The 7,376-nt window shown below is 67.7% G+C and carries 7 protein-coding genes; 2 read left to right on the top strand and 5 right to left on the bottom strand.

Annotated elements, in window-relative coordinates; translation table 11 throughout:
* Nucleotides 1–208 precede the first annotated feature (208 nt).
* From WDC87_RS13235 to WDC87_RS13220, 4 genes are all read right to left on the bottom strand, one after another.
* Entirely contained in the window at nt 209–1,636 is a 1,428-nt protein-coding gene (locus WDC87_RS13235; protein ID WP_252745429.1) for an amino acid permease, read from the bottom strand.
* 205 nt (nt 1,637–1,841) lie between these two features.
* Nucleotides 1,842–2,261, bottom strand: a complete 420-nt coding sequence (locus tag WDC87_RS13230; RefSeq protein WP_088496511.1) for a hypothetical protein — start codon at nt 2,259–2,261, stop codon at nt 1,842–1,844.
* A complete protein-coding gene (gene leuE, locus WDC87_RS13225) occupies nt 2,258–2,887 on the bottom strand; it encodes a leucine efflux protein LeuE (protein WP_005411716.1) in 630 nt (209 codons plus the stop codon). The genes WDC87_RS13230 and leuE overlap by 4 nt, the downstream gene beginning before the upstream one ends.
* A 14-nt stretch (nt 2,888–2,901) precedes the next feature.
* A complete protein-coding gene (locus tag WDC87_RS13220) occupies nt 2,902–3,873 on the bottom strand; it encodes a LysR family transcriptional regulator (RefSeq protein ID WP_188241414.1) in 972 nt (323 codons plus the stop codon).
* A gap of 91 nt (nt 3,874–3,964) precedes the next feature.
* Here WDC87_RS13220 and WDC87_RS13215 point away from each other — a divergent pair, with 91 nt between their 5' ends.
* Nucleotides 3,965–4,972, top strand: a complete 1,008-nt coding sequence (locus WDC87_RS13215) for a zinc-binding alcohol dehydrogenase family protein (RefSeq protein WP_065186609.1) — start codon at nt 3,965–3,967, stop codon at nt 4,970–4,972.
* A gap of 161 nt (nt 4,973–5,133) precedes the next feature.
* On the opposite strand, the gene WDC87_RS13210 is transcribed toward WDC87_RS13215, so the two are convergent.
* Nucleotides 5,134–5,739 (bottom strand): glutathione S-transferase N-terminal domain-containing protein, encoded by a 606-nt coding sequence (locus WDC87_RS13210; protein WP_252745430.1) that lies wholly within the window; start codon nt 5,737–5,739, stop codon nt 5,134–5,136.
* Nucleotides 5,740–5,784: 45 nt separating this feature from the next.
* Here WDC87_RS13210 and rmuC point away from each other — a divergent pair, with 45 nt between their 5' ends.
* The gene (gene rmuC / locus WDC87_RS13205; protein WP_072168760.1) at nt 5,785–7,341 is read left to right on the top strand and encodes a DNA recombination protein RmuC; all 1,557 of its coding nucleotides are present in this window, start codon (nt 5,785–5,787) and stop codon (nt 7,339–7,341) included.
* The last annotated feature ends 35 nt before the right edge of the window (nt 7,342–7,376 follow it).

Genomic DNA, 7,376 nt, shown 5'->3' with positions numbered 1-7,376 from the left:
GGGTTGGAATGTGGGCAATAATTGATATATTTTTTGGGTGGGGAGGCGGGGGGGGCCGAGCGTGGGGTGCGGGTGGCGAGTAGATTATAAACGCCCCACGGGGGTGGCGTTGGGGGCGCGGGCGGTGTCGGCGGGCGGGGGCCGGACTTGGAGGGAGACGCAGGCCCGGGGGGCCCCCCCCCCCCCCCCCCCACTACCGGCGAGCCGGTTACTTCGCGATCAGTGCGTGGCGGCGGCTGTACAGGAAGTACAACACCAGGCCGGCCACGTTCCACAGCAGGAAGTACAGCTGAGTGGTGTGCGGCAGGCTGATGAACAGGTAGATGCAGCCCAGTGCAGCCAGCGGGCCGACCACGAAAGCCAGCGGCGTGCGGAAGGTGCGCTCGCGGTTCGGCTCGCGCAGGCGCAGCACCACCAGGCAGACACCCACCGCAGTGAACGCGGCAAGGGTACCGGCGTTGGCCAGTGCGGCGATCTCGTCCAGGCGCGCCACGCCGGCCAGCGCCGACACCACGACCGCAGTGAACAACGTGGTCGCCACCGGCGTGCCGGTACGTGCGTTGACCTTGGACAGGCCACGCGGCAGCAGGCCATCGCGACTCATCACGAAGAAGATGCGGCTCTGGCCGTACAGGAAGGCCAGCAGCACGGTCGGCAGGGCGATGATCGCGATCACGCCGATCACCATTGCCGCGGTCGGATGGCCCAGCTGGCGCATGATCAGCGCCAGCGGCTCGGCGCTGTGGCCGAACACCGCGTAGCTCATCGCACCGACGGCCGCCAGCGCCACCAGCACGTAGACGATGGTGCAGCCGATCATCGAACCGATGATGCCGATCGACAGGTCGCGGCCCGGGTTCTTGGTCTCCTCGGCGGCGGTGGAGATTGCATCGAAGCCGTAGAAGGCGAAGAAGATGATCGCTGCCGCCGCCATCACGCCGTGCTCGACGCCATCGGGGCCCATCGACTTGGCAAAGCCGTACGGCATGAACGGCTGCAGGTTGGCGCTGTCGAAGGCGGGCAGGGCCACGGCCACGAAGATGGCCAGCGCGATCAGCTTGAACACCACCAGGATGGCATTGAGGGTGGCGCTCTCCTTGGTGCCGGCCATCAGCATGCCGGCCACCAGCCAGGTGATGATGATCGCCGGCAGGTTGATCATTCCGCCTTCCACATGCGGGCCGGCTGCCAGCCAGGCCGGCAGGTGTACGTTCCAGCCGAACTGGGTGTGGACCCATTCGAGGAAGCCGACGAAGTAGCCGGACCAGCCCACCGCCACCGTACTCACCACCAGCGAGTACTCCAGGATCAGGCTCCAGCCCACCACCCAGGCAAACACCTCGCCCAGTGCGCTGTAACTGTAGGTGTAGGCACTGCCGGCGGCCGGCATCATCGTCGACAGCTCGGCGTAGGACAGCGCCGCGCAGGCGCAGACCGCACCGGCGATGGCGAAGGAGATCAGCACGGCCGGGCCGGCCAGGTTGGCACCCACGCCGATCAGCGTATAGATGCCGGTACCGACGATGGCGCCGATGCCCAGCGCGATCAGGTGCGGCCAGCTGAGCGTCGGGATCAGGCGCCTGCCGGCTTCGTGGACGGTGACGGAATCTAGGGACTTGCGCCGGAACAGGGACATGCAGGCCTCGGAAGGGGTGACTGGAAACGACAAGTTCCCGAGTGTGACCGAACGCAGCGCAGCATTACCACTGACGGGGGTCATACCCGGGTTGGATGCGTCGCTGATGGAGGCTGAACGCCGTCAATGATGACGAAATCAGCACAATCTGAGCAACAAATCGAACTCGTCCTACGATCGTCCAGCTGGCAGGGCAAACCGAGGGTCAGGGTGATCGCGGCCAATGGCAGCCATCCTCCTGCCAAGCTTCGGGGTCGTCGTGGAAGGTCGTGCTGTGGCCGTCGCGGGCGCGTTCGTAACGCAGATCCAGCACCAGCGCGCCCTGAGTGCTCAACAGGTAGCGGCCGTTGAGGCGGCCATCGATGCGCTCTTCCCAGACGCTGTCAAACTGGTACGGGCGATCTTCGGCCAGCACCGTGGTTTCCATCGAGATCCGGCGCAGGGGCAGGCGCTTGCGCTGGCCGGCGTAGCGCACGTCGGACTGTCCGTCCTCCAGCCAGCGCCATTCCAGGTGGATGCTGCCGTTGCGACCGCCGGTCAGGCAACGATGGTCCTGTACGGTGGCGCCAGAGGCGGTGCCGGCGAACAGCAGGGCCAGGCCGAGCAGCGGCAGCCGCCCGTTCATCCGTTCAGCCCCAACCGGATGCCAAACCCCACCAGGAACAGGCCGGCCACGCGGCGCAGCGCGTCGCTGATCCGCGGGTGCTGGATCAACCGGCGACGGGCCAGGTTGCCCACACCGATCAGCATCGAGCAGTAGGCGATGCTGACCACCAGGATGATCCCGGCCAGTGCCGCGAAGGTGGCGATGCCCTGGTGTGCCTTGGGATCGATGAACAACGGCAGGAAGGCCATGTAGAACAGGATCGCCTTCGGGTTGAGCAGGCTGACCAGGATCGCCTGCTGGAAGTAGCGGCCCGGCTGCATGCGGATCGGGCCGGCGTCACCACCCTCGTGTTTCGGTGTGCGCAGCAGGCTGATGCCGACCCACACCAGGTAGGCCGCACCCAGGTACTGCACGGCGTGGAACACCAGTGGGTTGGCCTTCAGCAGTGCGGCCACACCGGCCAGCGCCAGCCACATCAGGATCTGGTCGCCGACCAGCAGGCCGGCCAGTGCGGTGTAACCGCCGCGCACGCCACCACGGCCGGTGGCGGTCAGCAGGGTGAAGGTACCGGGGCCGGGCAGGGCGAGAAACACCAGCACGGCGACCAGAAACGTCCACAGGTCCTGGATGCCCATCCACGGCATGGCGGCGTTCTCTCTTACGGGGGGCCGCCATTGTCGGCCAGCGCCGGGACTGGCGACAGGGGGCCGGCAGGACCCTCGGGCATGCCAGACAGCAGAGGTTGCAGGTGCTGGCGCAGCTGCGCGTGCAGCTGCCGCACCGCCGGCGAGAACTGTTTGCGGTGCGGGCAGACCAGCTGCAACGGTATGTGGCTGCCGATGCCATCGAGCAGCAGCTGCAGGCGCCCTGCGAGCACATCCTCGCGCAGGTCCAGCCAGGATTTGTAGGTGATGCCTTCGCCGGCCACCGCCCAGCGCCGCACCACATCGGCGTCATCGCAGACCAACGGGCCGCGCACCGGAATCACGCTGCGGCGCCCGTCGACCTCGAACGACCAGCGATCATAGGCGCGGCCACTGAGCTGGTAGACCAGGCAATCATGCTCGCGCAGATCGTCCAGGCGCGTGGGCATGCCGCGCCGCTGCAGATAGTCGGGCGACGCCGCGAGTATGCGCCGATTGCCTTCCAGCAGGGGCAGGGCGACGTAGTTGGCGTCGTCGAAGTGGCCGATGCGGATGGCCACGTCGACCGGGTCGCGGAACACGTCGGCCACTTCGTCGGACAGGCGCAGGTGCAGGCGCAGCCGGGGGTGCGCGGCGCGAAAGGCGCTCAGCCAGGGCAGCAGCAGATTTCGACCGAAGTCCGACGGCGCCGACAGCTGCAGGGTGCCGTGCAGTTCGGTGTCTTCGCCCTGCACGCGCGCCTGGCCCTCGCGCAGGGTGGCCAGCACCTCCTGCGCATACGGCAGGTACAGCGCCCCCTCGCCGGTCAGGCGCAGGCTGCGCGTGGTGCGCACGAACAGGCGCAGGTCCAGCTCGCGTTCCAGCCGCGCCACCGCCGCAGCAACCTGCCCCGGCAGCAGGTCGGCTTCGCGGGCCGCCTGCGAGAAGCTGCCCAGTGCGGCAGTACGGACGAACAGCTGCAGATCGTCGAAGCGGATCATCTTCATCGCCAGAGTGAAAGTGCTGCCCGATTCTGCGCCTTTCCGAGGGACCGCGTGCGGCGCAACCTGTCGCCTCCTTCCCCACTGGACCGCTGCCATGCGCGCCATTGCCTACACCCAAGCCGGCCTGCCGATCGATGATGCCCAGGCCCTGATCGATATTGAACTGGAACTGCCGCAGCCCGGCCCGCGTGACCTGCGGGTGGCGGTACGCGCGGTGGCGGTGAACCCGGTCGACACCAAGGTCCGCCGCGGCGTGGCCACCGATGGCCCGCGCGTGCTGGGCTGGGATGCGGTCGGCATTGTTGATGCGGTGGGCAGCGAGGTGACCCTGTTCCAGCCCGGCGACGCGGTCTACTACGCCGGCGTCATCGACCGCCCGGGCAGCAATGCGCAGTACCAGCTGGTGGATGAGCGCAGCGTCGGGCGCAAGCCGGCCAGTCTCGACGATGCCGCCGCCGCAGCGTTGCCACTGACTGCAATCACCGCCTGGGAGCTGCTGTTCGACCGCCTGCGCATCCCGGAGGGTGGTGGCGAAGGCCAGACCCTGCTGGTGATCGGTGCTGCCGGTGGTGTCGGTTCGATCCTGGTGCAGCTGGCACGGAAGCTGACCAGGCTGACCGTGATCGGCACCGCCTCGCGCCCGGATACCCAGGACTGGACGTACGCAATGGGGGCACACCACGTGATCGACCACAGCCTGCCGCTGGCCGAGGGACTGGCGCGGCTCGGCATCAGCGAGGTGCAGCATGTCGCCAGCCTGACCCACTCCGACCAGTACTACGCGCAGATCGTGGAACTGCTGGCACCGCAGGGCCAACTGGGGCTGATCGATGACCCGGGCCAGGTGGACGTGATGGCGCTCAAGCGCAAGGCACTGTCACTGCACTGGGAGTCGATGTTCACCCGGCCGCTGTACCGCACCGCCGACATGCAGCGCCAGCACGACCTGTTGAACCGTGTGGCCGAGCTGATCGATACGGGCGTGCTGCAGACCACCCTGGGCGAGCACTTCGGGCGCATCGACGCGGCCAACCTGCGGCGCGCCCACGCGCTGCTGGAAAGCCAGCGCGCCAAGGGCAAGATCGTGCTGGAAGGCTGGTAAGGCCCGGTTTTTCCTGTAGAACCGAGCCCACGCTCGGCTGCCGTCAGCGCACGCCGCTCAGCCGAGCATGGGCTCGGCTCTACAGAGATTCATCCACGAATGGCATGGATCCACCGTGTCGACCCAGGTCGACACCTGCTAACAGCGGCCGGCACCTCCCCTCAGGCCACGCCGTTGTCGACGTGGGTGGCGAAACCGGGCTGCTCGCGCAGCCGTTCGAACCACGCCGAGAGGTGTGGCAGCACGGGCTTGTTGCCGGGCGTGCTGCGCCAGCGCTGGGCCGATAGCCCGAGCACGATGTCGGCCAGGGTGAAGGCGTTGCCCGTCACGTGGCAGTGGCCACCGGCCAATTGTGTGTCGAGTACGCCCATCAAGTGGTTCCACTGCGCCAGGCTGGCCTCGGCGCGGGCATCGTCCGGGTAGTCCGGGTGCCGCCGCACGCGCGCCATGAACACGTGCCGCCAGGCGCTGTTGAGGTCGCTGGCCTGCCAGTCCATCCACTGCTCGACCCGGGCGCGGCCCTGCGCCGTGCCGGGCAGCAGGTCATCACGGCCAGCACGTACGGCCAGGTAGCGGCAGATGCTGTTCGATTCCCACAGCACGAAGCCGCCATCGCGCAGGACCGGCACCTGCCGGTTCGGATTCAACGTGGCCAGCAGGTCCGCCGGTGGTTCTGGCTCGTGTTGGAGTGGCAGGTCGAGGCCGGCGAACAGCCACAGCACCTTGCGCACGTTGATGGAGGTCGGCTTTCCGTACAGAGCGAGCATGGTCCTGACGCAGCAGCTGAGACTCGGCCAGCCTACACTTGCCCCATGCAAACCGAATACCTGCTCATTGCCGGCCTTCTATTGGCCGTGCTCATCCTGCAGCTGGTCGCCCTGCTGCGCCGCCCGCCGCATGACCGCCTGGAACAGGCCGTGCGCGAGGAGGCGCGCGCCGGGCGCAGCGAACTGCGCGAACAGCTCGATGGCTTCGCCCGCGCGTTGACCGATCTGTCCACCCGCACCGATCAGCGCCTGGACCTGCTGCGCGAAGCGCTGGGCGAAGATGCCCGCAAAGCGCGCGCTGAAGTGGCCGATAGCCAGCAGCGCGGCGCAGCATTGATGGGGCAGCGGCTGCAGGAACTGCGCGGCCAGCTGGAGACCTTCGGCCAGCAGCAGGAGGCACGCATCCATGCGTTTGGCCAGCAGCTGCAGGAGCTCACTGCGCGCACCGATACCCAGCTCGGGGCGCTGCGCCAGACCCTGGTGGACGATGCACGCAAGGGCCGCGAGGAGGGCGCGCTGTCGCAGCAGCGCCTGACCGACAGTCTGGGCCTGCGCCTGCAGGAACTGACACAGCGCAACGAGCAGCGCATCGCCGAGATGCGTGCCACGCTGGAGGAACAGCTGCGCGCGCTGCAGAACGACAACGCGCAGAAGCTGGAGCAGATGCGCCACACCGTGGACGAGAAGCTGCAGTCGACGCTGGAAACGCGATTGGGCAATTCCTTCAAGCTCGTCTCCGAGCGCCTGGAACAGGTGCAGCGTGGCCTCGGCGAGATGCAGCAGCTGGCCACCGGCGTGGGCGACCTCAAGCGCGTGCTGACCAACGTCAAGAACCGTGGCAGCTGGGGTGAAGTACAGCTGGAGAACATCCTCGAGCAGACGCTCACCCAGGAGCAGTACGCGCGTGCGGTGAAGGTGCGCCCGGATAGTGGCGAGATGGTCGATATCGCCGTGCGCCTGCCGGGCCGCAGCAGCGACGACACGCCGGTGTGGCTGCCGATCGACTCCAAGTTCCCGCGCGAGGACTACGAGCGCCTGCTGGACGCACAGGAACAGGGCGATGCCGAAGGCGTGCGCCTGCAGGGCATCCAGCTGGAGCGCGCGGTGCGCGTGCAGGCCAAGTCGATCTGCGACAAGTACATCGTGCCACCGCACACCACGGACTTCGCGGTGATGTTCCTGCCCACCGAAGGCCTGTATGCCGAGGTGATCCGGCGCCCGGGCCTGGTTGACCTGCTGCAGCGCGAGCACCGTGTGGTGGTGGCCGGACCGACCACGGTCACTGCGTTGCTCAACAGCCTGCAGATGGGCTTTCGCACGCTGGCCATTGAAAAGCGATCCAGCGAAGTGTGGAGCCTGCTGGGTGCGGTCAAGAGCGAGTTCGGCAAGTTCGCCGGCATCCTGGAAAAGGCCGAGAAGCAGATCACTACCGTTGGCCGCAGCATCGGCGAGGCCAGCCGCAAGACCCGCACCATCGAACGCCGCCTGCGTGGCGTGGAGTCGCTGGCGTCCGAACAGGCGCAGTCGCTGCTCGGCGACCTGGCCGAGGGTGATGCGGTGGCCGAGGAGGAAGGCAGTGACGGCGAGGGCGACGAGGCCTGAGCCACGCTGACACGCCGCCTGCATCGCCGATGGGT

The sequence above is a fragment of the Stenotrophomonas maltophilia group sp. Smal12 genome, from assembly GCF_037079935.1.
Lineage (GTDB): Bacteria > Pseudomonadota > Gammaproteobacteria > Xanthomonadales > Xanthomonadaceae > Stenotrophomonas > Stenotrophomonas sepilia.
This window is presented reverse-complemented; position numbering and strand designations above follow the sequence as displayed.

Excerpts from the sequence above, each read along its gene's own strand:
- WDC87_RS13235 (WP_252745429.1), bottom strand. The coding sequence starts at position 1,636 with ATGTCCCTGTTCCGGCGCAAGTCCCTAGATTCCGTCACCGTCCACGAA.
- WDC87_RS13230 (WP_088496511.1), bottom strand. The coding sequence starts at position 2,261 with ATGAACGGGCGGCTGCCGCTGCTCGGCCTGGCCCTGCTGTTCGCCGGC.
- leuE (WP_005411716.1), bottom strand. The coding sequence starts at position 2,887 with ATGCCGTGGATGGGCATCCAGGACCTGTGGACGTTTCTGGTCGCCGTG.
- WDC87_RS13220 (WP_188241414.1), bottom strand. The coding sequence starts at position 3,873 with ATGAAGATGATCCGCTTCGACGATCTGCAGCTGTTCGTCCGTACTGCC.
- WDC87_RS13215 (WP_065186609.1), top strand. The coding sequence starts at position 3,965 with ATGCGCGCCATTGCCTACACCCAAGCCGGCCTGCCGATCGATGATGCC.
- WDC87_RS13210 (WP_252745430.1), bottom strand. The coding sequence starts at position 5,739 with ATGCTCGCTCTGTACGGAAAGCCGACCTCCATCAACGTGCGCAAGGTG.
- rmuC (WP_072168760.1), top strand. The coding sequence starts at position 5,785 with ATGCAAACCGAATACCTGCTCATTGCCGGCCTTCTATTGGCCGTGCTC.